General features: G+C 72.1%; 25 protein-coding genes and 1 pseudogene. 12 read left to right on the top strand and 14 right to left on the bottom strand.

Translation table 11 applies throughout. From position 1 onward, the window contains the following. From ctaD to BST11_RS20360, 8 genes and pseudogenes are all read left to right on the top strand, one after another. The coding region (gene ctaD, locus BST11_RS20325; protein WP_083139764.1) for an aa3-type cytochrome oxidase subunit I at nucleotides 1-1,488 on the top strand (1,488 nt) is incomplete at its 5' end. 25 nt (nucleotides 1,489-1,513) lie between these two features. Continuing rightward, nucleotides 1,514-2,749, top strand: coding sequence for a phosphoserine phosphatase SerB (gene serB, locus BST11_RS20330; RefSeq protein ID WP_083139765.1), 1,236 nt, complete (start codon nucleotides 1,514-1,516; stop codon nucleotides 2,747-2,749). Beyond that, nucleotides 2,749-3,609 (top strand): ABC transporter ATP-binding protein, encoded by an 861-nt coding sequence (locus tag BST11_RS20335; protein ID WP_142276463.1) that lies wholly within the window; start codon nucleotides 2,749-2,751, stop codon nucleotides 3,607-3,609. The genes serB and BST11_RS20335 overlap by 1 nt, the downstream gene beginning before the upstream one ends. Then, the gene (locus BST11_RS20340) at nucleotides 3,606-4,442 is read left to right on the top strand and encodes an NUDIX hydrolase (RefSeq protein ID WP_083139768.1); all 837 of its coding nucleotides are present in this window, start codon (nucleotides 3,606-3,608) and stop codon (nucleotides 4,440-4,442) included. Before BST11_RS20335 ends, BST11_RS20340 begins: the two co-directional genes overlap by 4 nt. Next, nucleotides 4,439-5,101, top strand: a pseudogene (locus BST11_RS20345) (enoyl-CoA hydratase); the annotation flags it as partial. The gene BST11_RS20340 and the pseudogene BST11_RS20345, both read left to right, overlap by 4 nt. Nucleotides 5,102-5,144: 43 nt before the next feature. Continuing rightward, complete coding sequence (locus tag BST11_RS20350; protein WP_083139769.1) at nucleotides 5,145-6,128, top strand: class I SAM-dependent methyltransferase; 984 nt, start codon at nucleotides 5,145-5,147, stop codon at nucleotides 6,126-6,128. Between the two features lie 17 nt (nucleotides 6,129-6,145). Next, nucleotides 6,146-7,327 (top strand): THUMP-like domain-containing protein, encoded by a 1,182-nt coding sequence (locus BST11_RS20355; RefSeq protein WP_083139811.1) that lies wholly within the window; start codon nucleotides 6,146-6,148, stop codon nucleotides 7,325-7,327. Between the two features lie 70 nt (nucleotides 7,328-7,397). Continuing rightward, nucleotides 7,398-8,090, top strand: a complete 693-nt coding sequence (locus BST11_RS20360; RefSeq protein WP_083139813.1) for an esterase — start codon at nucleotides 7,398-7,400, stop codon at nucleotides 8,088-8,090. Between the two features lie 3 nt (nucleotides 8,091-8,093). Here the strand turns inward: BST11_RS20360 and BST11_RS20365 are convergent, their stop codons facing one another. Next, the gene (locus tag BST11_RS20365; RefSeq protein ID WP_244897732.1) at nucleotides 8,094-9,476 is read right to left on the bottom strand and encodes an outer membrane protein assembly factor BamB family protein; all 1,383 of its coding nucleotides are present in this window, start codon (nucleotides 9,474-9,476) and stop codon (nucleotides 8,094-8,096) included. A gap of 40 nt (nucleotides 9,477-9,516) precedes the next feature. Between BST11_RS20365 and BST11_RS20370 the strand changes: the two genes are divergently transcribed. Further along, nucleotides 9,517-10,254, top strand: coding sequence for an acyltransferase (locus tag BST11_RS20370; RefSeq protein ID WP_083139771.1), 738 nt, complete (start codon nucleotides 9,517-9,519; stop codon nucleotides 10,252-10,254). A 117-nt stretch (nucleotides 10,255-10,371) separates the two neighbouring features. Here the strand turns inward: BST11_RS20370 and BST11_RS27670 are convergent, their stop codons facing one another. Next, nucleotides 10,372-10,539, bottom strand: coding sequence for a hypothetical protein (locus BST11_RS27670; protein WP_158086808.1), 168 nt, complete (start codon nucleotides 10,537-10,539; stop codon nucleotides 10,372-10,374). A 143-nt stretch (nucleotides 10,540-10,682) separates the two neighbouring features. Here BST11_RS27670 and lipY point away from each other — a divergent pair, with 143 nt between their 5' ends. Beyond that, on the top strand, nucleotides 10,683-12,317 hold the full coding sequence (gene lipY, locus BST11_RS20375; protein WP_169834938.1) for a triacylglycerol lipase LipY: 1,635 nt from the start codon (nucleotides 10,683-10,685) through the stop codon (nucleotides 12,315-12,317). Nucleotides 12,318-12,409: 92 nt separating this feature from the next. Here the strand turns inward: lipY and BST11_RS20380 are convergent, their stop codons facing one another. Then, the gene (locus BST11_RS20380; RefSeq protein ID WP_083139772.1) at nucleotides 12,410-12,889 is read right to left on the bottom strand and encodes a TspO/MBR family protein; all 480 of its coding nucleotides are present in this window, start codon (nucleotides 12,887-12,889) and stop codon (nucleotides 12,410-12,412) included. After that, nucleotides 12,886-14,961, bottom strand: coding sequence for an MMPL family transporter (locus BST11_RS20385; protein WP_083139774.1), 2,076 nt, complete (start codon nucleotides 14,959-14,961; stop codon nucleotides 12,886-12,888). Before BST11_RS20385 ends, BST11_RS20380 begins: the two co-directional genes overlap by 4 nt. A 174-nt stretch (nucleotides 14,962-15,135) precedes the next feature. Between BST11_RS20385 and fni the strand changes: the two genes are divergently transcribed. Both fni and BST11_RS20395 read left to right on the top strand, forming a co-directional pair. Further along, complete coding sequence (gene fni, locus BST11_RS20390) at nucleotides 15,136-16,182, top strand: type 2 isopentenyl-diphosphate Delta-isomerase (protein ID WP_083139775.1); 1,047 nt, start codon at nucleotides 15,136-15,138, stop codon at nucleotides 16,180-16,182. Between the two features lie 13 nt (nucleotides 16,183-16,195). Then, entirely contained in the window at nucleotides 16,196-17,455 is a 1,260-nt protein-coding gene (locus tag BST11_RS20395) for a glycosyltransferase (protein ID WP_083139776.1), read from the top strand. Here BST11_RS20395 and BST11_RS20400 read toward each other — a convergent pair. The 10 genes from BST11_RS20400 to BST11_RS20445 form a co-directional block, all read right to left on the bottom strand. Continuing rightward, nucleotides 17,420-17,851 carry a MarR family winged helix-turn-helix transcriptional regulator gene (locus tag BST11_RS20400; protein ID WP_142276467.1) on the bottom strand — a complete coding sequence of 144 codons (432 nt, stop codon included), beginning with the start codon at nucleotides 17,849-17,851 and terminating at the stop codon, nucleotides 17,420-17,422. The two genes, BST11_RS20395 and BST11_RS20400, sit on opposite strands and share 36 nt — an antisense overlap. A 122-nt stretch (nucleotides 17,852-17,973) precedes the next feature. Beyond that, the gene (locus tag BST11_RS20405) at nucleotides 17,974-18,411 is read right to left on the bottom strand and encodes a DUF2784 domain-containing protein (RefSeq protein WP_244897728.1); all 438 of its coding nucleotides are present in this window, start codon (nucleotides 18,409-18,411) and stop codon (nucleotides 17,974-17,976) included. Between the two features lie 71 nt (nucleotides 18,412-18,482). Beyond that, a complete protein-coding gene (locus BST11_RS20410; RefSeq protein WP_083139817.1) occupies nucleotides 18,483-19,487 on the bottom strand; it encodes a DUF5914 domain-containing protein in 1,005 nt (334 codons plus the stop codon). After that, complete coding sequence (locus BST11_RS20415) at nucleotides 19,484-21,004, bottom strand: FAD-dependent oxidoreductase (protein ID WP_083139779.1); 1,521 nt, start codon at nucleotides 21,002-21,004, stop codon at nucleotides 19,484-19,486. The genes BST11_RS20410 and BST11_RS20415 overlap by 4 nt, the downstream gene beginning before the upstream one ends. Beyond that, nucleotides 21,001-21,726 carry a class I SAM-dependent methyltransferase gene (locus BST11_RS20420; protein ID WP_083139780.1) on the bottom strand — a complete coding sequence of 242 codons (726 nt, stop codon included), beginning with the start codon at nucleotides 21,724-21,726 and terminating at the stop codon, nucleotides 21,001-21,003. The genes BST11_RS20415 and BST11_RS20420 overlap by 4 nt, the downstream gene beginning before the upstream one ends. Continuing rightward, nucleotides 21,713-22,024: a lycopene cyclase domain-containing protein gene (locus tag BST11_RS20425; RefSeq protein WP_067326476.1), complete on the bottom strand. Its 312-nt coding sequence runs from the start codon at nucleotides 22,022-22,024 to the stop codon at nucleotides 21,713-21,715. Before BST11_RS20425 ends, BST11_RS20420 begins: the two co-directional genes overlap by 14 nt. Continuing rightward, nucleotides 22,021-22,344 carry a lycopene cyclase domain-containing protein gene (locus tag BST11_RS20430; RefSeq protein ID WP_068211301.1) on the bottom strand — a complete coding sequence of 108 codons (324 nt, stop codon included), beginning with the start codon at nucleotides 22,342-22,344 and terminating at the stop codon, nucleotides 22,021-22,023. The genes BST11_RS20425 and BST11_RS20430 overlap by 4 nt, the downstream gene beginning before the upstream one ends. After that, a complete protein-coding gene (locus BST11_RS20435; protein ID WP_083139781.1) occupies nucleotides 22,341-23,294 on the bottom strand; it encodes a phytoene/squalene synthase family protein in 954 nt (317 codons plus the stop codon). The genes BST11_RS20430 and BST11_RS20435 overlap by 4 nt, the downstream gene beginning before the upstream one ends. After that, on the bottom strand, nucleotides 23,291-24,817 hold the full coding sequence (gene crtI, locus BST11_RS20440) for a phytoene desaturase family protein (RefSeq protein WP_083139819.1): 1,527 nt from the start codon (nucleotides 24,815-24,817) through the stop codon (nucleotides 23,291-23,293). Before crtI ends, BST11_RS20435 begins: the two co-directional genes overlap by 4 nt. Then, nucleotides 24,814-25,914, bottom strand: coding sequence for a polyprenyl synthetase family protein (locus BST11_RS20445; protein ID WP_244897733.1), 1,101 nt, complete (start codon nucleotides 25,912-25,914; stop codon nucleotides 24,814-24,816). The genes crtI and BST11_RS20445 overlap by 4 nt, the downstream gene beginning before the upstream one ends. Nucleotides 25,915-25,930: the final 16 nt, after the last annotated feature.

A 25,930-nucleotide genomic window follows, 5' to 3' on the forward strand; every position in this document is an offset into this window, starting at 1 on the left:
CTGTTCTATGCGACCCCGATCGTGTTCGGGTTCGCCAACCTGGTGCTGCCGCTGCAGATCGGCGCGCCCGACGTGGCATTCCCGCGGCTGAACGCGTTTTCGTTCTGGTTGTTCCTGTTCGGCGCCACGCTGGCCATGGCCGGCTTCATCACGCCCGGCGGCGCCGCGGACTTCGGCTGGACCGCCTACACGCCGCTGTCCGACGCCATCCACTCACCTGGCGCCGGGGGCGACCTGTGGATCATGGGCCTGGCCGTCGCCGGTCTGGGCACCATCCTGGGCGCGGTCAACATGATCACCACCGTGGTGTGCATGCGCGCGCCCGGCATGACGATGTTCCGGATGCCGATCTTCACCTGGAACATCCTGGTGACGTCCATCCTGGTGCTGATCGCGTTCCCGTTGCTGACCGCTGCCCTGTTCGGGCTGGCCGCCGACCGGCACCTGGGCGCCCACGTCTACGACCCGGCCAACGGCGGAGTCCTGTTGTGGCAGCACCTGTTCTGGTTCTTCGGCCACCCCGAGGTGTACATCATCGCGCTGCCGTTCTTCGGGATCGTCACCGAGGTCTTCCCGGTGTTCTCCCGCAAGCCGGTCTTCGGTTACACCACGCTGGTGTACGCGACGCTGTCGATCGCGGCGCTGTCGGTGGCGGTGTGGGCGCACCACATGTTCGCCACCGGAGCGGTTCTGCTGCCGTTCTTCTCGTTCATGACCTACCTGATCGCGGTGCCGACCGGGATCAAGTTCTTCAACTGGATCGGCACGATGTGGAAGGGCCAGTTGACGTTCGAGACGCCGATGCTGTTCTCGGTCGGCTTCGCGGTGACCTTCCTGCTGGGTGGTCTCACCGGGGTCATCCTGGCCAGCCCGCCGCTGGACTTCCACGTGACCGACACCTATTTCGTGGTGGCGCATTTCCACTACGTGCTGTTCGGCACGATCGTGTTCTCCACGTTCGCCGGGATCTACTTCTGGTTCCCCAAGATGACGGGCCGGCTGCTCGACGAGCGGCTGGGCAAGCTGCACTTCTGGCTGACGTTCATCGGCTTTCACACGACGTTCCTGGTGCAGCACTGGCTGGGTGACCAGGGCATGCCGCGGCGTTATGCCGACTACCTGCCCACCGACGGCTTCCAGCCGCTCAACATCGTCTCCACCATCGGCGCCTTCATCCTCGGCGCGTCGATGTTCCCGTTCGTGTGGAACGTGTTCAAGAGCTGGCGCTACGGCGAGGTCGTCACCGTCGACGACCCCTGGGGCTACGGCAACTCGCTGGAGTGGGCCACCAGCTGCCCGCCGCCGCGGCACAACTTCACCGAGCTGCCCCGGATCCGTTCGGAGCGCCCGGCTTTCGAGCTGCATTACCCGCACATGGTGGAGCGGCTGCGTGCCGAGGCGCACGTGGGGCGGCACGCCACGGCCCTGGAATCCCCGAAGGGGTTCGGCCCACGGACCGAACCGGACCGCTCGACCGCTCAGCAGTAGCGGCGCCGAAAGGCTCTGAGTCGGAGTGAACTTCCCACTCAAGGTGTCGGTGCTGATCACCGTCACCGGCGTGGACCAGCCCGGCGTGACGTCGGCGCTGTTCGAAGTGCTGTCGCGGCACGGGGTCGAGCTGCTCAACGTCGAACAGGTGGTAATCCGGGGCCGCCTGACGCTCGGGGTCCTGCTGTCCTGCCCGCCCGACGTCGCCGACGGTGAGGCGCTGCGCCACGACGTCGAATCCGCCATCCGCGCAATGGGTTTGGACGTCACCATCGAACGCAGCGACAACGGGCCGATCATCCGGGAACCATCGACGCACACCATCTTCGTGCTCGGCCGGCCGATCACGGCCCACGCGTTCGGTGCGGTCGCCCGGGAGGTGGCGGCGCAGGGCGTCAACATCGACCTCATCCACGGCGTGTCCGACTACCCGGTGACCGGCCTGGAGTTGCGGGTCTCGGTGCCGCCGGGCGCCGGCGGCGCGCTGCGCAACGTGCTGACGCGGGTGGCCGGCGAGGAGGGCGTCGACGTCGCGGTCGAGGACTACAGCCTGGAACGGCGCTCCAAGCGGCTGGTGGTGTTCGACGTCGACTCGACGCTGGTGCAGGGCGAGGTCATCGAAATGCTGGCGGCGCGCGCGGGCGCCCAGGGCGCCGTCGCCGCGATCACCGAGGCCGCGATGCGCGGCGAGCTGGATTTCGCGCAGTCGCTCGAGCAGCGGGTGGCGACGCTGGCCGGCCTGCCGGCCACGGTGATCGACGAGGTCGCCGAGCAGCTGGAACTGATGCCCGGCGCGCGGACCACGCTACGAACGTTGCGGCGCTTGGGTTTACGCTGCGGCGTGGTCTCCGGGGGGTTCCGGCGGATCATCGAGCCGTTGGCCAGCGAGCTGGCGCTCGACTACGTGGCGGCCAACGATCTCGAGATCGTCGACGGGACGCTCACGGGCCGGGTCGTCGGCCCGATCATCGACCGGGCCGGCAAGGCCCAGGCCCTGCGGGAGTTCGCGGAGCGGGCCGGCGTGCCGATGGCCCAGACCGTCGCCGTCGGCGACGGCGCCAACGACATCGACATGCTTGCCGCGGCCGGGCTGGGGATCGCGTTCAACGCCAAGCCCGCGCTGCGCGAGGTCGCCGACGCGTCGTTGAGCCACCCCTACCTGGACACGGTGCTTTTCCTGCTGGGCGTGACGCGCGGGGAGATCGAGGCCGCCGATGCGGTCGACGGGCAGGTGCGCCGGGTGGAGATCCCGCCGGACTAGTGCCGCATTCGGTACGGCACGATGGTCGGGTGCCTGAGGCAGCCGACCCCGACCTGCTGATCGACTTCCGAAACGTGGCGCTGCGCCGCGGCGGACGCGTGCTGGTCGGACCGCTGGACTGGGCGGTGGAACTCGACGAACGCTGGGTGATCATCGGGCCCAACGGTGCCGGCAAGACGTCGCTGCTGCGCATCGCCGCCGCGGCCGAGCACCCGTCGTCGGGCGTGGCGTTCGTGCTCGGCGAGCGGCTGGGCCGCGTCGACGTCTCGGAGCTACGGTCGCGGATCGGGCTGAGCTCGTCGGCCCTGGCGCAGCGCGTGCCCGGCGACGAGCTGGTGCGCGACCTCGTCGTGTCGGCCGGCTACGCGGTGCTGGGCCGGTGGCGCGAGCGCTACGAGGACGTCGACTACGGACGGGCCGCCGACATGCTGGAAAGCCTTGGCGCCGAACATCTTGCGGAGCGCACCTACGGGACGCTGTCGGAGGGGGAGCGCAAGCGGGTGCTGATCGCCCGCGCGTTGATGACCGACCCCGAGCTGTTGCTGCTCGACGAGCCCGCCGCCGGCCTGGACCTGGGCGGCCGCGAGGAGCTGGTGGCCCGGCTGGCCGATCTGGCGGCCGACCCGGACGCGCCCGCCCTGGTGCTGGTGACCCACCACGTCGAGGAGGTCCCGCCCGGCTTTTCCCACTGCATGCTGCTGTCGGAGGGGCGGGTGGTCGCCGCGGGCCTGCTGCCCGACGTGCTGACCGCCGAGAACCTGTCCGCGGCGTTCGGCCAGTCGATCGCCCTGGACGTCGCCGACGGGCGGTATTTCGCCCGCCGCATCCGCACCCGCGCAGCACACCGGAGGCAGCTATGACCGCACCGCCCGACGAGCCACCCCTGGTGCCGAGGCCGGCCGCGACCGTGATGCTGGTCCGCGAAACCTCGGCGCGCGACCTGGCCGTCTTCCTGATGCGCCGGCACTCGCAGATGGAATTCGCCGCCGGCGTGATGGTGTTTCCCGGCGGCGGCGTCGACGACCGCGACCGCAACGCCGACATCGCGTGGGCCGGGCCGCCGCCGCAGTGGTGGGCGCAGCGGTTCGGCATCGAACCGGACCTGGCCGAGGCCCTGGTCTGCGCCGCCGCCCGGGAGACGTTCGAGGAATCGGGGGTGCTGTTCGCGGGCCCCGCCGACCAGGCGGGCTCGGGCCCGGACAGCATCGTCGGCGACGCGTCGGTGTACCGCGACTCGCGCCACGAGCTGGCCAGCGGCGCGCTGTCGTTCGGGGACTTCCTGCGCCGCGAGAACCTGGTGTTGCGCTCGGACCTGCTGCGGCCCTGGGCCAACTGGGTCACCCCGGAGGCCGAACGCACCCGCCGCTACGACACCTATTTCTTCGTGGGTGCCCTGCCGGCCGGGCAGCGGGCCGACGGGGAGAACACCGAATCCGACCGCGTCGGCTGGACGACGCCGCAGGCCGCCATCGACGACTTCGCCGCCGGCCGCAGCTTCCTGCTGCCGCCGACCTGGACGCAGCTGGACTCGCTGGCCGGTCGCAGCGTCGCCGAGGTGCTGGCCGTCGAACGCCAGATCGTCGCGGTGCAGCCACACCTCGAAATCCAGGGCGACAACTGGATTTTCGAGTTCTTCGACTCCGACCGCTACCACCAGGCGCGCGAAGCCGGCGGGATGGGGTGGGCGTTTTGAGCGAGTTCGTGTCCGTCGTGGTCAGCGACGGCTCGCGGGACGCCGGCCTGGCCATGCTGCTGCTGTCGCGGCCACCGACCAACGCGATGACCCGGCAGGTCTACCGCGAGATCGTGGCCGCGGCCGACGAGCTGGGGCGCCGCGACGACGTCGCCGCCGTGATCGTCTTCGGCGGCCACGAAATCTTCTCCGCCGGCGACGACCCGGGCGAGCTGGGCACGCTGACGCCGCAGGAGGCCGAGGCCGCCGACCGGGTGCGCCGCGCGGCCGTCGACGCCGTCGCCGCGATCCCGAAGCCGACCGTGGCCGCGATCACCGGGTACGCGCTGGGCGCCGGCCTCACGCTGGCCCTGGCCGCCGACTGGCGCGTGGCCGGCGACAACGTGAAGTTCGGCGCCACCGAGATCCTGGCCGGGCTGGTCCCCGGCGGCGGGGGAATGGCCCGCCTGGCGCGGGCGGCGGGGGCGAGCAAGGCCAAGGAACTGGTGTTCAGCGGCCGGTTCTTCGACGCCGAGGAGGCCCTGGCGCTCGGCCTGGTCGACGAGATGGTGGCCCCCGACGACGTCTACGACGCCGCCGCGGCGTGGGCGCGCCGCTTCCTCGACGGGCCGGCGCACGCGCTGGCCGCCGCCAAGGCCGGCATCGATTCCGTGTTCGACGCCGTTTTCGACCCCGAACCGGGCGACGATTAGGCTGCCCTGCATGACGACGAGTACCGGGATTCCTGGCGACGCCGTTCCCAACCCGCACGCCACCGCCGAACAGGTGGAAGCGGCGCGGCACGACAGCAAGCTCGCGCAGGTGCTCTACCACGACTGGGAGGCCGAGACCTACGACGAGAAGTGGTCGATCTCGTACGACCAGCGCTGCGTCGACTACGCCAGGGACTGCTTCGACGCGGCCGTGCCCGACGACGTCATCCGCGACCTGCCCTACGACCGTGCCCTCGAATTGGGTTGCGGGACGGGGTTTTTCCTGCTCAACCTGATCCAGTCCGGGGTCGCCCGGCGCGGATCTGTCACCGACCTGTCGCCCGGGATGGTCAAGGTCGCCACCCGCAACGGGCAGTCGCTGGGCCTGGACGTCGACGGCCGGGTGGCCGACGCCGAGCGCATCCCGTACGACGACGACACGTTCGACCTGGTCGTCGGGCACGCCGTGTTGCACCACATTCCCGACGTCGAGCTCGCGCTGCGCGAGGTGATCCGGGTGCTGCGTCCCGGCGGCCGGTTCGTGTTCGCCGGCGAACCGACCAGCGTCGGGGACACCTACGCGCGCACGTTGTCCACACTGACCTGGCGCATCGTCACCAACGCCACCAAGCTGCCCGGCCTGGGCGGCTGGCGGCGACCGCAGGCCGAACTCGACGAATCCTCGCGCGCCGCGGCGCTGGAGGCCCTCGTCGACCTGCACACGTTCGGCCCGGAGGAGCTGGCGCGGATGGCCACCGGCGCCGGCGCGGTCGCGGCGCGCACGGCCACCGTGGAATTCACCGCCGCGATGCTGGGCTGGCCGCTGCGCACGTTCGAATGCGCGGTGCCGCCCGGGCGGCTGGGCTGGGGCTGGGCCAAGTTCGCCTTCAACGGCTGGAAGACCCTGAGCTGGGTGGACGCCAACGTGTGGCGGCACCTGGTGCCCAAGGGCTGGTTCTACAACGTGATGGTCACCGGGGTCAAACCCTCCTGAGCAGCGCTTACAGCGGGCTGCGCTTCACCGCCGACGACGTCGACTACCTGCGGTCGGGGCCGGGCGTCGCGGCGCTGGACGCCGTTGGCCGACTCGAGCTGACCGACGACACCCGGCTCGCCGACATCGCCGCGACCCGCGCCCGGTTCGGCGACCGGGCGCCGGTGCTGGTCGAGACGACGCTGCTGCGCCGCCGCGCCGCCGAAAGGCTGGGCGAGCTGGGAGTCTCCGGCTGGCTGTTCACCGAGGAGGCGCTGCAGCAGGCCACCGCGGCGCCGGTGGCCCTGCACCGGGCCGGGCGGCTTCGGGGCCACCTGGTGCACGACGTGACCTGCTCGATCGGCACCGAGCTGGCCGCGCTGCGCCGCCGCGGGGTGCGCGCGGTGGGCAGCGACATCGACGCGGTGCGGCTGGCGATGGCGCGCCACAACCTGGGGACCGATGGATTCGCCGCGGGCCTGTGCCGCGCCGACGCGCTGCGCCCGGTGACCCGCGGGGCGGTGATCCTCGCCGACCCCGCCCGCCGCGGCGGGGGGCGGCGGCGCTTCGGCATCGACGACTACCGGCCCGGGCTGCGCGCGTTGTTCGACGCCCATCGCGGCCGCGATCTTGTCGTAAAGTGTTCCCCCGGAATCGATTTCGGGCAGCTGCGACGCCTGGGCTTCGACGGCGAAATCGAGGTCACGTCCCATCGGGGGTCGGTGCGGGAGGCGTGTTTGTGGTCGGTCGGGCTGGCGTCGCCGGGGGTCCGCCGGCGGGCGAGCGTCCTCGACCTCGGCGAAGAAATCACCGACGCCGAGCCGGACGAGTGCGGAGTGCGGCCGGCGGGGCGATGGATCGTCGACCCCGACGGCGCGGTGGTCCGGGCCGGCCTGGTGCGCCACTACGGCGCCCGCCACGGGCTGTGGCAGCTCGACCCCGACATCGCCTACCTGTCCGGGGATCGGCTGCCGCCGGGGGTCCGCGGCTTCGAGGTGCTCGAGCAGCTGGCGTTCGACGAGCGCCGGCTGCGCCACGCGCTGGCGGCGCTGGACTGCGGGGCGCTGGAGATCCTGGTTCGCGGCGTGCGCGTCGACCCCGACGCGCTGCGGCGACGGCTGCGGCCGCGCGGCGGCCGGCCGCTGTCGGTGGTCATCGCCCGCATCGGCTCGGGGTCCGCCGCTCATGCGGCGGCCTTCGTCTGCCGCCCCTCCCGCTAGCCCCCAGGTAGGCTGGCGGCGTCGCCCTGTAGGCGTTCAGCCCCGTTTGATCTGCGAGGACAATTCGACGATGCGTTACCTGTTAGCGACCGCGGTGCTGGCCGCCGCGGCCATGCCGGGCTGGTTGGCGGCCCCCCGTGCGGTCGCCGAGCCGTCGTGCGCCGGGCTTGGCGGCACCATCGAGGCCGGGCAGATGTGTCACGTGCACGCCACCGGCCCCACCTACATGCTCGACATGACGTTCCCCGCCGATTACCCCGACGAACAGGCGCTGGCCGACTACATCGCGCAGAACCGCGACGGTTTCGTCAACGTCGCCCAGGGATCCGGGGCGCGCGACCACCCGTACCAGATGGAGGCCACCACCGAGCAGCACACCGCCGGTCAGCCGCCGCACAACACGCGCAGCGTGGTGCTCAAGTTCTTCCAGGACGTCGGCGGATCGCGCACGTCGACCTGGTACAAGGCGTTCAACTACAACCTCGGCGCCAAGCAGCCCATCACGTTCGACAACCTTTTCGCACCCAACACCACTCCACTGGACGCCATCTACCCGATCGTCCAGCGCGACCTGAACCGCCAAAGCCCCCTGGGGGTGACGATTTTGCCCTCCACCGGGCTCGACCCGTCGCACTACCAGAACTTCGCGATCACCGACGACCAGTTGATCTTCTACTTCGCCCCCGGCGAGATGCTGCCGGCGTTCGCCGGCCCGGTCCAGGCGCGGGTGCCGCGCGACGCCATCCCGCCGCTGGCGATCTAGGACTCAGCCTTCGGGGGCGAAGCTGTAGACCTGGCCGTCGCTGGTGGCGGCCACCACCCGCCGATCGTTGCCGACCGACACCCCGACGGGATATCCGGTGGCCGCCGGCAGCGGGTAGCTGCCCAGCGTGTGACCGTTGGCGGGGTCGAAGACCAGGACCGACATGCCCGGCGACCCGTCGGCGGGCGGGCCGCCGACCACGGTGTAGCCGACGCCGCCGGCCAGGCTCGACGACGACAGCGGCGTGACGTCGTCGCGGCGCCAGGCGGGGTCGGCATGGTCGCCGGCGTCCTTGAACGCCGCCAGGCGGGTGTCGGGGCCGCCGCCGGACACGATCAGCCCCTGGGGGGTGACCGCGGGCGGCGTCTGCGCCAAAAAGCCCAGCGGCGCAGACCATTTCGCCTTCCCGTCGGCGGCGCGCAGCGCCCACAGCCGCTGGTCGCGGCCGTTGACGTAGACGGTCGACCCGTCGGCGGACAACACCGGGCTGGCGATCACGCCGGCGCTTACCGCGTCGCTGGTCCACTCCTTGGCCAGCAGCGGGGACTGGCCCGCGTGGTATTTCAGCCCGACGAGCCCGGTCGCCGGCGCGCCGGGTTGCCAGACGCCGATCACCACGGTCCCGCTGAGCGCCGAGAACGCCGGCGCGGCCGCGACCGGGCAGCCCCGCCGCGCGGGGGCGCAATCGGCCAGCCCGCGCGTCGCGTCGGCCGGGTCGACACCGTCGACCAGGTCGAGCGGGCTGCCGGCCACCACGCCGCGGTGGGAGTCGAAGACCAGCACCTGTCCGAGGTGGGTGGCGACGAGCAGCTGGCCGTGGCCGAGAAACCGTGGGGTGGTGGGCATTCCGATCACGGGCTTTCGCCACCGCGTCCACTGGGTCACCGGAAAGGACAGGAACGTCCCCGGCTGGCCGACGTAGAGGTTGTCGAAGCCGTCGAACAGCGGGCCGGCGAAGCCGCCGCCCTGGACCAGCCGCACGCACCAGCGCTGGCGGCCGTTGTTGTCGTTCTCCCACTCCATCAGCGAACACCCGCCGGCGGTCTGCCCGTTGAGGGCGAGGTAGCCGCGCGCGCCCAGCGCGGCGCCGGCCGCCAGGCTGCCCTTGACCGACCGCGTCCATCGCAGCGACAGCTTGGTCGCGCCGCTTGTCGCGGTGTAGCTGCTGTTGGCGGCGTCGCCGTATTGCGCGGCCCAACCCTGCGCGGCCGAGGCCTCGACCCACGAATCGGTGTCGCCGCAGCCCCCGAGCCCGACCGCGAGCGCGGCCGCCAGCGCCGCGCACGACCCGCGCCGAAGCCGACGCGGGAGATGTCGGGCAAGCACCTCGGGTTTCCATCCTTCTGCGCGAGCCTGCTGCGCGGGGTGGGCGGCGATCGAGTACAGGTGAGGGTAACGCGCGGCGGCTTCGATAGGCTTTCCGGCCATGACGAGCATGTGGAATGCTCCGCTCCACCGCCGCTGGCGGGGATCGATGCTGCGCGACCCGCGCCAGGCGCGGTTCCTCACGCTGGCCTCGCTGCGATGGGTGCTGGCCAATCGCGCCTACACCCCGTGGTATCTGGTGCGCTACTGGCGACTGCTGAAGTTCAAGCTGGCCAACCCGCACATCATCACCCGCGGCATGGTGTTCCTCGGCAAGGGCGTGGAGATCCACGCGACACCCGAACTGGCGGAGCTCGAGATCGGCCGCTGGGTGCACATCGGGGACAAGAACACGATCCGCGCGCACGAGGGCTCGCTGCGGTTCGGCGACAAAGTGGTGCTGGGCCGCGACAACGTCATCAACACCTATCTCGACATCGAGCTCGGCGACTCGGTGTTGATGGCCGACTGGTGCTACGTCTGCGATTTCGACCATCGCATGGACGACATCAACATTCCGATCAAGGACCAGGGCATCGTCAAGTCCCCGGTCCGGATCGGGCCCGACACCTGGGTCGGGGTCAAGGTGACGGTGCTGCGCGGCACGTCCATCGGGCGCGGCTGCGTGCTGGGCTCGCACGCCGTGGTCCGCGGCGTCGTCCCCGACTACTCGATCGCCGTCGGCGCCCCGGCCAAGGTGGTCAAGAACCGCCAGCTGTCCTGGGAGAGTTCGGCCGCGCAGCGCGCCGAACTGGCCGCCGCGCTGGCCGACATCGAACGCAAAAAGGCCGCGCGGTAGCCGGGCGTCGCGATCGCGTCACACCGGCCACTTGGGTACCACGACAGGCGGCATGCTGCGGTCACCAGTGCGATATCACCCGCGCTATCGCGCTGGGAAAGCCGCTGGACTACGTGGTCACGTGAGTAGCCTGCGCTGGGGGCGTCGCCTGTCGCCGTCGCTTCCGGCACTGACCGCCAACATGGCGGCATGGAACCGCTGGTGCGCGGTCGCGGTGCCGCGCCAGCTGAGCCAGGTGTAGCCGAGGACGTCGTCGACCAGTGTGAGCGCGTCGTCGCGGGCCACACCGCCAGTTGTCCCACCGCCCTACCGGCGCGTCAAGGCGGGAAAGCCGGCCGCCAACTTCTGGTCGCGGGTGGATTCGAGGATGTACGTTTCTATGGGGTTTCTTATAAGGGGCGTTGACGGGCTGATCGAGGGGAGCGGGAATGAGCTTTTCGTTGTGGCCGCCAGAGGTCAATTCGCTGCTACTGCTCGACGGACCGGGTCCGGGGCCGATGCTCGAGGCGGCGGCGGCCTGGGAGGGGGTCGGCAGTGAGCTGAATTCGGCGGCGAACGCGTTCAGCTCGGTGACTTCCGACCTGGCCGGCCAGGCCTGGCGGGGCCCGTCGTCGGCGTCGATGACGACCGCGGCCGCCCGCTACGTCGACTGGCTGGGCGGGGCCGCGGCGCAGGCCGAGCAGTCGGCCGCCCAGGCCCGGGCGGCGGTCACCGCCTACGAGTCCGCGCTGGCGGCGATCGTGGACCCCGGGCTGATCGCGGCCAACCGCAACCAGTTCGTGTCGCTGGTCACCTCGAACCTCTTCGGCCAGAATGCCCCGGCGATCGCGGCCGCCGAGGCCACCTACGAGCAGATGTGGGCCCAGGACGCCGCCGCGATGGGCGGATACCACGCCAGCGCGTCGGCGACGGTCGCGCAGCTGGGGTCGTGGGAACAGGCGCTGCAAAACCTGCCCGCCGAATTCGCCCAGGCCTTCGGGAACGGATTCGCCCTCGTCGAGCAGGAGATCCAGCAGGCCCCCACGACGGTGGTCTCGGGCTTCACCCGGCTGGAAGACACCATCCTCAACGGGATCTTCGGGTTGCGGGCCGCCCCGCCGTTCGCCGCGACGCAGACGGGCACCTACACCGGCACGCCGTCGCTGTTCACGCGATTCGAAGAGGCCGCGCTGTATCCGGTGAAACCCTTCCTGGCCTTCTCCGGGCTCGACACCATGATCTCGTCGCCGAACTCCCCACTGCTGCAGCTGTTTACCGGCAACATCCCGGGCTTGGATTTCTTCATCGGTAACCACCCGCCGCAGTTGCTGACGCTGCTGTTGGGAGAAACGGTGCAGACAAACACCTACAACGGGATGCAGGTCGTGCAGATCACCCCTGCCCATCCGTCGGGCGACGTCGTGGTCGCCATCCACGGTGGCGCGTTTATCTTCCCGCCGTCGATCTTCCACTGGCTCAACTACACGGTGATGGCCTACCAGACCGGCGCGACCATCGAGGTGCCGATCTATCCGCTGCTGCAGCAGGGCGGCACGGCGGGCACGGTCGTGCCCCTGATGTCCGGCCTCATCTCCTCGGAAGTCGCCACATTCGGCGCCTCGAACGTCAGCGTGATCGGCGACTCCGCGGGTGGGAACCTCGCGCTGGCGGCCGTCGAAATGTTGCCCGCCGGAAGCCAACCCGGGTCGATGGTGCTGCTGTCGCCCTGGCTGGACCTCACGATGACCAACCCGAACATCGGTCTGGTTCAGGATCCTTTGCTGCCCGTTGGGCCCGCGCAAGCCATCGGCAAGCTGTGGGCGGGCGGCCTGTCGGTGACCAACCCGATGGTGAGCCCGCTGTATGGAAACCTCGGCGCGCTGCAGACGAAGACGTATGTGTACTCGGGCAACCTCGACATCCTCTCGCCCGACGCGCTCGTCCTCCAGCAGTGGGCCGCCACGGCCGGCGCCCCGTTCAACTTCGTGCTGGGCAACGGCGAGATCCACGACTGGGTCATCCTGACGCCGGACGGCCCCCAGTACTGGGCGCAGATCGATCAGGAACTCGGGCTAACGGCCTGATACCGGTGCAGCGCCTCGGCGCGCTCGGCGCCGGATACCCCGCTGCCACCGCAGGTGAAGGTCCTTGACCAGAAACGACGCGACCACCTGCCTCAGCGGTTGAGGCGCCAGATGTCGGCGGACAGCACCGTGGCGAAGCCGCACCACGCCGGGTACGGCGCCAGCGCCGCCGCGGCCCGCGGGTCGGCTTCGGCCGCCCGCCGGACCAGGTCGGCGCTGCTGGCGGCGAGGACCGCGGCCCCGAGCGCCGAGGCGCCCAGTTTGTGGTAGCGGAAGAACAGCCAGCTCCATCCGGCGTTGAGGACGAGATTGGCGCCGAGGGCGGCGATGTAGCCGCGCGCCTTGTCGTCGCGCCCGGCCGCGCGGAAGCGGTCGATGGTGATCGCGGAGGTGGCCGCGATGTCGGTGTACAGCGTGGTCCACACGACCGGGAACACCGCGCCGGGCGGCTGGTAGCGCGGCTTGCGGATGCGTGCGAACCACACCGGGGTGCGCGCCGGGCTGGCGACGCTCCCGACGCCCGCGGCCGCCGCGACGGCCAACGCGGTGCCGGCCAGTGTGCGCTTGTTCATGTTGCCTCCCTTGGGGTTTGGCGGCGTGTATTGGCGGGCCACCAGATGCGGTCGCCGATGAGGGCGAACAGCGCCGGGATGACCAGGGTGCGCACGACGAAGGTGTCGAGCAGGATCCCGAGGCCGACGATGATGCCCAGCTGCGTCAGCACGATCAGGGGCAGCACCCCGAGCACGCAGAAGACGGCCGCCAAGACGATTCCCGCGCTGGTGATGACGCCGCCGGTGGCCGACACGGCGCGGACCATGCCCCGGGACGCGCCGTGCGCGGCCTCCTCGCGGGCCCGGGTGACCAGGAAGATGGTGTAGTCGACGCCGAGGGCGGCCAGAAACAGGAAGGCGAACAGCGGGGTGGTGTTGTCCAGCGCGGGAAATCCGAAGGCGTGGATGCTGGTCCAGCCGCCGAGGCCCAGCGCGGCCAGCGCGCCGAGGATCGTCGCGGCGAGCAGGGTCGGCGGCGCGAGCGCCGATCGCAGCAGCACGTACAACACCGCGAGGATCACCGCCAGGATCGCCGGGATCAGCACGTGCCGGTCGTGAGTGGCGGCGTCACGCACGTCCAGCGCTTGCGCATCGGCGCCGCCCACCAGCGCGTCCGGGGTGACGGCGCGGGTCGAATCCCGCAGCGCGGCAATCGTTGTGAAGGCCCGCCCGGACGACGGCGGCGCGTCGACGACGACGGACCACTTCGTCAAGCCGGCCGCCGAGCGGCCCGCCTCGGATGCCGAGACGACCCCCGGGGTGGATTCGATGGCGTGCTGCACCTGCGCGGCGTGGCCGGTGGGGGCGACGACGAGCGTCGGGCTGGCGATGCCGCCCGGGAAATGGGCGGCCAGCACCTCGTAGCCGGACACCGAATCCGCGCGGACGCGGAACTGTTCGGTCTGCGACAAGCCGATCCGGGTTCCCAGCAACCCGGTGGCCAGGGCGCCCAGCGCCGCGATCGCCACCACCGCGACCACGGCGGGCCGGCGGTTCACCCGCTCGGCGATGCGGTACCACGGCCCGGACTCCAGTCCGGCGCCGTTGCCGGCGCGGGGGACGAACGGCCAGAACACGCGGCGACCGCACAGCGCGAGCACCGGCGGCAGCACCACCAGGACCGACGCCGCGGCGACCGCCAACCCGCACGCCGCCAGGGCGCCCAGGCTGCGGGTGCTCGGGGTCGACGCGAACAGCAGCGTCAGCAGCGCCAGGACCACGGTGGCGTTGCTGGCGACGATGGCCGGCGCGGCCATGCGCACCGCGCGGCGCAACGCTGCGCGGTGTCCGGGACCGGGCTCGTCGCAGCGCGAAAGTTCTTGCCGGTAGCGGGAAATCAGCAGCAGCGCGTAGTTGGTGCCCGCCCCGAACACCAGCACGCTGGTGATCCCCGCGGTGGAGCCGTCGAAGCTCAGCCCGGTCGCCCCCGCCACCGCGGTGCCCACCGCCGTCGCGACCCGGTCGGCGAACCCGATCACCAGTAGCGGCGCCAGCCACAACACCGGCGAGCGGTAGGTCGCGATCAGCAGCAGCGCCACCACCGACGCCGTCACGGCCAGCAGGGTCACGTTGGCGTTGGTGAACGCGTTGGCGATGTCGGCCCCGAAGGCCGGTCCGCCGGTGACGTGGGCCCGCAGGTTCGTGGGCAGGCCGGCGTGGGCGGCGCCGCGCAGGGCCGCGACCGCGTCGTCGAGGGCCAGGCCGGACAGGCCGGCGTCCACGGAAACCACGCCGATGGCCGCCTTGCCGTCGGCGGAGACCCGAACGGGCGCCGCGGCGGGCTGACGGGACTGCGCCACCGTGCGGTCGAGTGCCGCCCGCGCGGCGCCCACGTCGGCGGCGTCGAGCGCGGCGCCGTCGGCGCGGTTGACCACGACGATCAGCGGAGCCCGGTCACCGCCGGGAAACCCGCGCCCCAGGGCGTCGACCTTCGCGGAGTCGGACGTCGGCGGCACCGACTGCGGTGCCTGACCCGCCGCGCTGTTGCCGCCGATGAGCACGATCAGGGCAATACCCACCAGGACGGCAGCCAACCCGGGCAGCCAACACCGTCGGCCCGTCACGGCTTTGGCCAGAGTGTCCCACCCCATGGTGCCAAGCATTTCAGTGGCTTAACCTTTAAGCAAATTAATCATCAGCTCGCGGATCTCCCGGCTTGCTCGCGGGGACCCCGGACCGGCAAGGGGATTGGCCGGCCCCGATCGGGGTATCACCTGACGAGTCATCGAGGAACGGGGTGCCATGCTCGGAGGGAGCGACCTGCGATGACCGGTGACCGCGGCGAGATGACCGCCCGCAAACGCCGCCACATCGACGTCTGCCTCGACGGCGATGTCGGATACCGCCGCGTCACCACCGGCCTGGAGCGCTACCGCCTCCCGTACAACGCCCTGACGCAGACCAGCCTGAACGACATCGACCTGTCCACCGAATTCCTCGGCGCACGGCTGCGCGCGCCGATCCTGGTGGGAGCCATGACCGGTGGGGCGGAACTGTCGGGCGTCATCAACCGGAATCTGGCCGCCGCCGCGCAACGGCTGGGTATCGGAATGATGCTGGGCTCGCAGCGCGTGATGCTGGACAGCGCGCTGGGGGAACGGGCCGCGCCGAGCTTCGCCGTGCGCGACGTCGCCCCCGACGTGCTGCTGTTCGGCAACATCGGGCTGGCGCAGCTGACCAAGGACGCGGTGCCCGACATCGTGCGCGCGCTGGACCGGGTGGGCGCGGACGCGCTTGCGGTGCACACCAATCCGCTGCAGGAGGCGGTCCAGCGCGACGGTGACACCGACTTCGCCGGGTCGCTGGACCGGCTGCACGACGTGGCCGAGCTGGTGGGCTACCCGGTGCTGCTGAAGGAGGTCGGCCACGGGATCGGCGCGGCGGCTGTTGCCGCGCTGCTGCGGTCGTCCGGTGCGCTGCCGGTGGCCGCCATCGACGTGGCGGGCGCCGGCGGCACGTCGTGGTCGCGTGTCGAGCAGCTGGTCCGCTACGGCGAAGTGCGCCACCCCGACCTGGCCGAATGGGGCATACCGACCGCGCAGGCGATCGGGGAGGTGCGCGCCGCGCTGCCCGACGTCCCGCTGGTCGCCTCCGGCGGAATCCGGACCGGCATGGACGCGGCCAAGGCGCTTGCCCTGGGCGCCGACGTGGTTGCCGTGGCCCGCCCGCTGTTGCGCGCGGCGATCGAGTCCGCCGAAGCGGCGACGGCCTGGCTGCGGCGGTTCGCCGACGAGCTGCGCATCTGCCTGCACGGCTGCGGGGCGGGCGACCTGCGGGCGCTGCGCCGCGTTGGCGCGACGCCCGTTTCGTGAGGGGCGAAAGCGCATGGCCGTCATCCTGGCGTACGGGTCGCCCGCGCTGGGCCACCTGTATCCGATGGCCGCGCTCCTGCGCGAGTTGCGCGAACGCGGCCACGAGATCCACCTGCGCACGCTGGCCGCCGAGGTTCCCGCCATGCGTGATATCGGCATGCACGCCGAGGCCGTCGACGGCCGGATCGAGTCCATCTCCGGCCGGGATTGGCTGGCGCCCAACGCCTTAGCGGTCCTGAAGACGACGCTCGACGTGCTGTGTCGCCGCGCGGTGGTCGAGGTCGACGACATGCGGCGCGCGCTGAGCCGGGTGCGGCCCGACGCGGTCGTCGTCGACGCCAATTGCTGGGGCGCCATGGCGATGGCCGAAGCCGGCGGCGCGCCGTGGCTGGTGTTTTCGCCCTTCACGCCGTACCTGCGGTCGCGTGGCGTGCCCCCCTTCGGGCCGGGCCTGCGCCCGCTTCCCGGGCCGGTCGGCAGGGTCCGCGACGCGTCGGTGCGCCCGTTCGTGAGCGCCCTGTTCGACCGCCGGATCGTGCCGCGCGTCAACGCCGTCCGGCGGGAACTCGGTGTGCCTGCGGTGCGCTCGGTCGATGGGCTCATGCGGCGCGCCCCGCTGCTGTTGGCGGTCGGCGGGGAACCGTTCGAGTACCCCCATCCCGATTGGCGCAACACGCAATTCATCGGTGCGTGCGTGTTCGAGCCGCACGCCGCCGAGCTCCCCGGCTGGCTGGCGGCGATCGACCGGCCCATCGTGTTGGTCGCCACTTCCTCGATCGCGCAGGCGGACGCGAGGCTGGGCCGCGTCGCCCTGCGGGCGCTGGCCGACGAGCCGGTCCACGTCGTGGCGACGTTTCCGGCCGGCGTGCCCGCGGACCTGCCGCGCACACCCAACGCGACCGTGCGGCGCTTCGTGCCCCACGGCGCGGTCCTGGGCCGCGCGGTCTGCGCCGTCACCCATGGGGGGATGGGCGTCACGGTCAAGGCGCTGGACCGGGGGGTCCCCGTCTGCGCGGTGCCCTTCGCCCGCGACCAGGCCGAGGTCGCGCGCCGCGTGCAGGTGGCCGGTTGCGGCACCCGGTTGCCCGCGGCGAGGCTGACGGTCGAGAGGCTGCGCGCCGCGGTGCGCGAGGCGGCGACGATGGGCGAGGGTGCGCGGCGGGTGGCGGCGGGATTCGCGGCCACCGGCGGCGTGGCGCGCGGTGCGGACCTGATCGAGCGGCGCACCCTCGGTGGGCTAACGCGGGGGTTCGAGCTCTTCCTCGAAGGATGACATCGCGGCGACCATCGCGCTGAAGACCCGATGGGCGGCGTCGAGGTCCTTGTCGCTCAGGTCGGCCACGGCCTTGCTGAGATGAGCGCGCAGCGGCCGAAAGAAGGCGTGCGCCAACGACATACCGCTTTCCTCGTAGCGCAGCTGCCACTTTCGCCGGTCTTCGGGGTCGGGTTCGCGGCGGATGTGGCCCGCCTCGATCATCCGGTCGACCAGGTAGGTGATCGCCGCGGGCGACACATCCATGCGCTGCCTCAGCTGCGCCAGCGTCAACGGTTTTCCCGCCGTTTCGCTGACCATGATGTGCAGCAGCGCATGGAAGTCGCTGCTGCCCACGGCGTTGGCCCGGGCGAAGTGGCGGCCGATGCGGTCGGATTGCGCGGTGATCGCCCGCATGTCGGCCGAAAGCCGCCGCTCCAGCTCATCGCGGCTGGGCGGCGGTTCGTGTGAGCGGCTCCTGCTCACCTGCCCGGACCCTTCATCAGACACATCAGCGTATCCGCGCGGTCACTTGGGGCCTAGCACGACCTGCCGTCGCGTACGGGTGGGATCGCGCACCCCCGCGGAACCGCTTGCCGGTCATGCCGGTTCGGATACCTGCGTGCGGCGGGCCCGACGCGCGCGCCGCGATGCTTTCCGGCCAGGGCGATCCACGACACGGCGGCCGCCAGAAAGGCCAGCGCCTGTGCGGTGCGGGTGCGGCCGGACGGATAGCAGGCGCCGGCGAGGTAGCGGTCGATGAAACCCGTTGCGGGCAGCGGCCGCATCCCGGCCCGGGCCCTTGCCCAATCCTCGAGCGACGTCAGCGGGCACGGCAACGGAAGCCCCACGACCGCGACGCCCCAGCACACGCATGCCACGTGCAGCCAGATCGTGCGCGGCCACCGCAGCGCCAGGAACCCGCCGCTGGGCACGTAGGCGAGGTACGCCAAGTGCGCGCCCACGGTGAACGTCACGATGGCTCGGTGCGCTGTTTTCATCGCCGTTTCGGCCTTCTCCCGCCGGCCGGTGCCGCGGTACCACCATGCTATCCACCGGTGCGGACCCGATAACGGCGTTCCGCGTAGGCCAGGTCGTCGCGCCACAACCGGGTTGCCGCGTAGCGCATCAGCGGTGTGATCAACACGCCCGCGCGGCGCGCGGTCGCGAAGCCCGGGCGCTGCGACACCGCGATGACCGCCTCGATCACGGCGACGCGGGGCCGCCCGTCCGGACCGGGACCGATTGGGGTGGCGTGGGTTTCGACGACGCTGCCGGTCCCTTCGCCCTCGACGATGCGCATCAGGACGGTGCGGGCGTCGGGGGTGGTGAATTCGGCGATCACGGGCACGCCGAGGTGCCCCATCCGGAAGGTGACCGACACCAGGAAGCGGTCGTCCTCCTCGGTCGGGGTGGTGAGCACGTCGAGCCGGGTGAACGAGTACGGGTGCAACCACGCGCCGTGCCACGGGTCGAGCCGGTTGGCGACGACGTCGGACGGTTCGCAGCGACCGGTGACACGGGTGACCGCCGTCAGGGCGTCACCGGGGGGCCGGGGACCGAGCACCGGCGCGTCCAGCGGCCCCTCCTCGCCGGCGGAGTCGAGGCGGACCCAGGCCAGCACGCCGTCGTCGTGGCTGGGCAACGGCCGCCAGCCGAATTCGCAGCCGTCACCGGACAATGCGAGCCCGTGCCAGCGGCAGAACAGGACGCCCGAGCGCACCACCCCGGTGGCGAGGTCGGCACCCAGGTGGGGGCAGGCCGCGGGACCGACGCGCAGGCGACCGTGCGCGTCGCGCCAGGCGACCAGCTCGACGCCGGCGACGCGCGCGCCCGACGGGCGGGCGGCGCGGATGTCGCGGCTGGCGGCGAACGCGTACCAGTTCCCCGTCGGCCGGCGTTCGGCCCGGTCCAACGCGGCGGCGATGATGCCCGGTTGTGCGTCGCGGTAGGTCGGGCGCTGCCGCGCCCACGGGGCGCGCGGGATCACGCCGACGGGCCAGTCCTTGGGCCACCGCAGCTGCGGGAGCCCGCCGAGCCGGACGGGTTTCACGGCCGCCGCCTCGGCCGGTCCGCCAGCGATCGCAGCAGCGCCGACCGCCCGCGGGTGGGCACCGTGCACAGCTCGTGGCCGGCCAGCCCCCACGACGCCAGCAGGCGGTTGGCGGCCGACCAGCCCGTGGTGGCGGCGCGTTCCATCAGCGCCACCGGCAGGTCGATGCGGATCCCGTCGCCGGCCAGGACCAGCCCGGGGTGCGGGGTGGCCACGCCCGGCCGGTGCGGGTACGTCCCGGGCGCGAACAGCGGGCAGTCGGCGTGGCGCAGCACGCGCTCGTGGGCGACGCGCGCGGTGGCCGTCTCGGGGTACAGCCGGTGCAGCTGCGCGGCCGCCGCCGCGGGCGGCAAATCGGAACCGGCCGCGTACGAATGCAATTCGACGACGGATCCGCGGTGCCGGCGCGCCCAGGCGGCGCCCTCGTGTTCGTAGCGCTCGAGCACGCTGATGTTGTCGACGGGCCGATGCCCCGCGGTGCCCAGGAAAGCGGGCCGGTTCGCGTCGACGGGCCGCCCGAGCCACAGCCGGTGCACCACGAACGGCGGTGCGGTGCGCAGCCGGCGTATCCGGTCGCGCCAGGGATCGTCGCCGAGCCGCGGCGACGCGGCGACCACCCCTTGCAGGCCGCCCACGTCGAGCGCCAGCACGACGGCGTCGGCGTCCAGCCGTTCGCCCGAATCGGTGTGAACGCAAAGGGTTTTCGCGGCGCCGGGCTCGACGCGGGACACCCTCGCGCCGAGGTGGACCCGAACACCCCGGGCGCCGAGGTAGTCCCGCAGCGGATCCCACAGGCTCACGTTGAAGTTCGCGGTGGCGACGTCGAAGATCAGGCCCTCGCTGGAGCCCAGGAAATAGATGTGAAACATGGTCGCCAGCTCGGCGGCGGACAGGTGCGCCGGTTCGGCGAAGAAGCTGCGGGAGAACACCTCGAACGCGAGGTGGCGGGCGGACTCGGGGAAATTGATGGCCTTCAGGAAGGTTTCGGCGTCGATGTGGTCGAGCCGCCGGTAGATGTCGGGGACCGACACCGCCGCGAGCGGCGCGGCGGCGCGGGCGTTGATGCGGGCCAGGTCGGGCAGCCGGAACGTGGGGCTGCGCAACGCAAACGCCAGCGCGTTCCACGGTGGGGTGCGGGGCAGGCCGCGGAAACTGTCACGTCGGCCGGCCCCGTCGATGAGGGGGTAGTCGCCGACGGGGGCGAGCATCCGCAGTTCGGGATCGACCCGCCGCAGCAGGGCCCGCAGGTTGTAGTACTGGCGGAAGAACGCGTGGAACCCGCGGTTCATGGCCAGCTCGGCACCGTCGGTGTGTTCGGTCCACCCGCCGACCCGGCCGCCGAGGTAGCCTTCGCGTTCCACGACCTCGACGGCGACCCCGCGCTCGGCGAGCCCGGTGGCGGCCGCCAGGCCGGCGATCCCGACGCCGACGACGACCGCGCGGGGCCGCGGGGACAGCGCGCCCGCGTCGGGTGCTCCCGGCGGTGCCGGGTGGACGCGGCGGCGGCGGTCGGTCATCGCGGCGCCTCCCCGATGAAGGTGTGCACGATGTTGTGTTCCCAGCCCGGCACGGTGTGGCGGCGCACCCCGGCGAATCCGGCGTCGCGCAGCCGCCGGCCGAACCGCGCCGCCCCGTCGAACGCCAGCACGCTCCGCCACAGGTGGCGGTACAGCGTCGTGTCCCGGGTGTGCCACCACCCGGACGGGATGATGATGCCCCAGCACACCGCGTGCCAGGCCAGCGTCGCGGCGCGGGAGTCGCGCACCGAATACTCGTGCACCGCAAGGACGCCGCCGGGCCGCAGCAGGGCCCGAAACGCCCGGAGCTGGCGGTCCGGGTCGGCAAGGTTGCGCAGCAAATAGGCGGCCAGGATGCCGTCGAAGGGCCCGTTGACGCCGCGCCCGTCCAGTTCTTCGATGCGGGCGTGCACGAACCGGACCGACGGCGGCCACGCCTTTGCCGTTGCCGCGTCGAGCATTCCGCGCGCGGCGTCGACGGCGACGATCTCCGCGTCGGGGGCCACCGCCAGCAGCGCGGCCGTCGACGCGCCGGTGCCGCACCCCGCGTCGAGCAGGCGCAGGCCGCGGCCGCGTCCGGGCAGCCCCATGCGGCGCGCCGACAGGCCCAGGTTGGCGTGGTAGGACGGGTTGGCGCCGACGAGCCGGTCGTACGCCGCCGCGCCGTCGTCGAACGCGCCGGGCACGTCGGCGCGGGGCAGGCCCGACCTACCCACGCGCACGTTGCCGCTCCCACACCAACAGCACGGCCGTGACCAGTGCGAAGCCGAACAAGAAGTCCTCGATGGGGATGTCGAACGGGAACCGGACGCCGCTGGTCTGCCGCTCGTCGTAGAGCACGATCGGGGCGCCGCTTTTGGTCAGCCAGCCATCGACCGGCACCTGGAACCCGAGCACGATCACCATCGACAGCCAGTACGCGGCCCGCCGGAACAGCCCGGTGCGCAACAGCCCGAACTCCAGCGCGCACACCGCCAGGACCGACGCGATGGCCGGCACGGTGTAACCCAGGCCGGTCATCGGCGCCCGCCCCGGCCGAGGATGGTCGTCACCGCGTTGTAGGTCAGCAGGGCGCACACCGGAATCACCACGAAGAACAACACTTCCTCGATGGGCACGCCGAACGGGGCGCGAATTCCGGTGATATACGCGTCGTCGTACCCCCACACGCCCGCGGCGATCGCCACCGCGTCCCAGGCGAGGAACAGCGCCGCGACGGGCAACACGGAGAGCGCGAGCCGACGCGGTCGGCGGTAGACGCCGGCGCCGAACAGCTCCAGCGGCGCGGTGATCGCCAGGCACAGGCCCAGCACGATCAGGTATTGCCAGCGATCGGTCACGCCGCACCGGACCTTCGCGGCCCGGGGTGGGCGATGCGGGCCCCCCACGCCCGGAGCAGCGCGCCGCCGGCGACCCGAAGCCGCCGCGACGTGCCGACCGTGGCGCGGCGGGTGAACACCGAGAAGCCTTCGGCCTCAATGCGATCCAGGATCTCCGAGTACAGGGTCAGCGCGGTGGCCACGCACGGTCGCGAGCGCGGCGCCAGCAGCGCGATGCCCTCTGCGGCGAAGCGGTAGATCTCGCGCGTGATCTGGTGCTGAGCCGCCAGCGCGGCCCGCACCCGGGCGTCGGTGCGCCGGTGGGCGTGACACCACATCATCAGCTCGCGGTCCACGCCGAAGGCGGCGAGCTCGTCGGCGGGCAGGTAGATCCGGTTGCGGGCCAGGTCCTCGTCGACGTCACGCAGGAAATTCGTGAGCTGGAAAGCGCGGCCCAGCGCGGCCGCGTACGGCGCGGCCTCGTCGGCGTCACCCACCGTGCCCAGTACCGGAAGCATTTGCAGCCCAATGACTTCCGCGGAACCGCGCATATAGCGGTTGAGGGCCGGGCGGTCCGGATAGTCGGTGACGGTGAGATCCATGCGCATGGAGGCGAGAAAGTCCTCGAAGAGCTCCGCCGCGATCCCGTAGTGGCGCACCGTGTGATCGACCGCGGCCAGGACCGGCTCGTCGGGGTGCCCGCCGCCGGAAAAGAACCGGTCCGACAGCCGCTGCAGCGCCTCGGCCCGCGCGCCGACGTCCAGTTGCGGATTCGGCTCGTCGAGGATGTCGTCGGCGTGGCGGGCGAAGCCGTACAGCGCGTGCACGGCCGGGCGCTGGTCCGGGGCGAGCAGCCGGGTGGCCAGGAAATACGTGCGGCCATGCGCGGCGGCGATGCGCCGGCAGCGCTGATACGCCTCGCGCAGGCGCGGATCGCGGATCCCGGCGGCGTCCAGCTCGGTGCGGATCATCGCGAGCCGGCCTTCAGGTCGAGGGTTGCCGCGCGCCGGTCGGCCGTCCCGGTGACGCGGTCGGCGGCCAATCGCCCGGAGATCAGCGTGGTCGGCACGCCCACCCCGGGCAGGGTCGACGACCCGGCCAGCACCGCGTTGTCGAGGCCGCGCACGGTGTTGGCCGGCCGGAACGGGCCGGTCTGGGCGAACGTGTGGGCCAGCGCGAACGGCGTGCCGGCCACCATGCCCTGGCGGGCCCAGTCGGCGGGGGTGTCGACGTGCAGCAGCCGGGCGTCGTCGCGCAGCCCGGGCAACAGCCTGTCCTGCACGACGTCGAGCAGGCCGGCCGCGTACGCGTCGCCGATTCGGGACCAGTCGATGTCGCCGCTAGCGAGGTTGGGCGCGGGAGCCAGGACGTAGAGCAGGTCGCGCCCGGCGGGCGCCAGGGCCGGGTCGCCCGCGGTCGGCCTGGTGACCAGCACCGAGGGATCGGCCATGAGGCGGCCGCGTTCGACGATGTCGGTGAACGTCTGCTCCCACGCCGCGCCGAAAAGGATTGTGTGGTGGGCGGTTTGGGACGGTGCGGCCCGGCACCCCACGTGCAGGACCACCGCCGAGGGCGCCGCGCGCAGCGGAAGGGCCCGGCGCGGCCGCCGGCCCAGCAGCCGGTAGGTCTGCGGCAGCTCCGTCGTCAACACCACCGCGTCGCACGCGATGCGGCGCTCGTCGTCGGTGTGCACCGCGGTGATCCGTGAGCCGCTGCGCTCCAGCGCGGTGACCGTGGAGCCGTAGCGGAACTGCACCCCGGCGTCGTCGGCGGCGGCGGCCAGCGCGTCGGGCAGCGCCCGCACGCCGCCGCTCGGAAAGAACACGCCGGCGACCGTGTCCATGTAGGCGATCACCGCGTAGACGGCCAGGGCGTGTTGCGGCGCGACGCCGGCGTAGAGCGACTGGAAGGTGAAGACACGGCGCAGCCGTGGGTCGCTGAGGTATCGCTTGACCATCGTGTCCCAGCGCCGGAATCCGCCGATTGCCGCCAGCCGGGCCAGCCGGGCGTTGAGCAGCGACAGCGGGGAGTCGAAGTTGGCGGCGATGAACCCGTCGAACTCGGTGCGGTAGAGGCGGGTGAGCCACCGGCGCAACCGCAGGTAGCCGTCGGCCTGGCGCGGGCCGGCGAAGTCGCGCACCGCGGCGACCATTCGTTCGGCGTCGCTGTGCACGTCGATGGCGCTGCCGTCGGCGAACATCGCGCGATACGCCGGGTCCACGGGCCGCAATTCGAGGCGGTGCGACGAGGTTTCGCCGACGGCGGCGAAGGCCTCGTCGATGATGTCCGGCATCGTGAGCACCGTCGGGCCGGTGTCGACGCGGAACCCGTCGACGTCGAGCCGGCCCGCGCGCCCGCCCGGCCACGGCTGCCGCTCCACCACCGTCACCTCCCGGCCGCGGCCGGCCAGGTGCAGCGCGGCGGCCAGCCCGGCGAATCCAGCACCGACCACCACGACGTGGTCGGTGCTGCCGGGCACGGCGCGTGCGGTCATGCCGCGCGCCGCGCACACAGGCCGGCCATGTCCATCAGCGCGGTCGTCAGCCGATCGTCAAGGGCGCTGCAGTCCAAGGCCTTTCGCGCCGTCTCGACCCGATCGGCGATCAGCTCCTCGATCCGTCGCAAGGCGCCGGTGGCGAGGATAAGGTTGCGCCAGTGGTCCAGCGCGGAATCGTCGAGCCGGTCGGCGGTGATCAGTTCGTGGAATTGCCGACGGGTCGAGGCGTCGGCCAGTTCGTGGGCCGCCACCACGACGCTGGTGGCCTTCCGTTCGCTCAGGTCATTGGCGGGCTTGCCGGTCGCGTCGGGCGATCCGAAGATGCCGAGGATGTCGTCGCGAAGCTGGAACGCCTCGCCGACCGCGGACCCGTAGGTGCCGAGCGCCGACAGCACCCGCTCGTCGCAGCCGGCCATCGCGGCCCCGATCTCCAGGGGCCGGCGCACCGTATAGTTTCCCGACTTCAACCGGGCCACCTCGAGCACCGCCTCCAGTGTGGGGAAGTCGCGCACGTCGGTTGCGATGTCGGCGAATTGGCCCACCGCGAGCTCGGTGCGCATGGCGTCGTAGCGCGGCCAGCCCCTGGCGAGCTGGAGGCGCCGCAGCCCGCTGTCGCGCAGCATCTGCTCGGCCCAGACCAGGCACAGGTCGCCCAGCAGGATGGCGGCCGATTCGCCGAACCGCCGCGACGATCCCGACAGCCCGCGCCGCCGATGCCAGGCCGCCAACTGGACGTGCGCCGCGGGCCGGCCTCGCCTGGCCGCCGACTCGTCCATCACGTCGTCCTGCAGCAGCGCGAACGCGTGCAGCAGCTCGAGGCTGGCGGTCGCCGACACGGCGGCATCACTGGGCGGTGCCCCGCACAGCCAACCGAGGTACATGAAGGTGGACCGCAGGCACTTGCCGCCGCCGACGAAACCCATCAGGACGTCGCCCGCGACGTCGACGCCGCAGGCGCCCAGCTCGCCGGCGCACCGGGCGGCGACGAACTCGGCGACCTTGGCCAGCACCGCGCGTCGCAGCGACGTGCGCCAGCCCTCCAGGTGGTCCGGGTCCGGGGGCGGACCGGCGGGCGCGGCCTGGGCGGGGCGCACCCCGGGAAACGCGCGC

Source organism: Mycobacterium alsense (assembly GCF_002086635.1).
GTDB lineage: Bacteria > Actinomycetota > Actinomycetes > Mycobacteriales > Mycobacteriaceae > Mycobacterium > Mycobacterium alsense.